Raw genomic sequence first — 951 nt, 5'->3', positions numbered from 1 at the left:
AACGTAGGTTCTTGCTGTCGGACCAGTATTGTGGACTTGCGGCATGGAGGTGTGTATACGACCGCTCCTGTAGATACTCAAGAGGGGCAAAGTCAGGCGCATGAGCTACTCGCAACACATCCTTGTAAGGGGATGATGGGGCATGCTTAGCAAAAAAGTCTTTTTCATTAGTCAAGCGGAGGCCGAAAGACTGGAGCCGGTTCCCGGTGCGGCCATGATCTCCATAACTGACCCAGACAAGTCCCCTGCCGCTCTCGGACAGTGGGGGCAGTTGTACCGCGATAGCTTCTATGACGGCGGCTATTCTGAGAACACCATCCACACGATGAAGGCAGCGTTCCGGATGAATTACGCCTCTTACATTGACTCATCCCAGGCTGAAAAGCTGTCCACCTTCCTGGATGGATTGGTTGGTAGCGGTATCGATCAGATCTTCGTTCATTGCTATTACGGAGAATCCAGAAGTGGCGCGGTAGCGCTGTACCTCCAGAACAAACATGGATTCACTCCGAATAAGCCGATCACCAAGCCCAACCGAACAGTTTACGAATTGCTGTGCAATCCAACCAAGTTTGAACCACTGATGCAAAGCTACGAAACGCAACATATGGAGGAGGAACTACCTCTTCACCTCAAAATATGGGATTTTCTTCTCGTTGCGGTCGGGCTTAGGAGGTGACTTTGCACGACACAAACAATGACAAGGAAGAGCTAGTTTCACATGCGAAAGTAAATGTTCCGGCAGAACAAAGCATTCGCGGTGAACTGTTGCCGTCATCGAGCTCGCTCCGGAACATCCAGGACAACCCCGCCGTCGCCTATCTGGTGAGCCTCGGGTCAAAGCGAAGCAGGCAGACCATGAGCTCATTCCTCAACATTGTCGCCAAGATGATCGGGTTTCAGAACCTTCGTGACTGTGCATGGAGCTCAATGAGGCGGCACCACATATTG

At 51.5% G+C, this 951-nt stretch carries 1 protein-coding gene and 1 pseudogene; both read left to right on the top strand.

The features are described from left to right. Positions 1-142 precede the first annotated feature (142 nt). Positions 143-679, top strand: a complete 537-nt coding sequence (locus R7Z50_RS25290) for a hypothetical protein (RefSeq protein WP_000949433.1) — start codon at positions 143-145, stop codon at positions 677-679. After that, positions 676-951, top strand: a pseudogene (locus tag R7Z50_RS25285) (integrase); the annotation flags it as partial. The gene R7Z50_RS25290 and the pseudogene R7Z50_RS25285, both read left to right, overlap by 4 nt.

It is taken from the genome of Vibrio sp. 1249-1 (assembly GCF_033340495.1).
The sequence above is the reverse complement of the archived record's forward strand: the minus strand, read 5'-3'. Positions and strand labels throughout refer to the sequence as shown.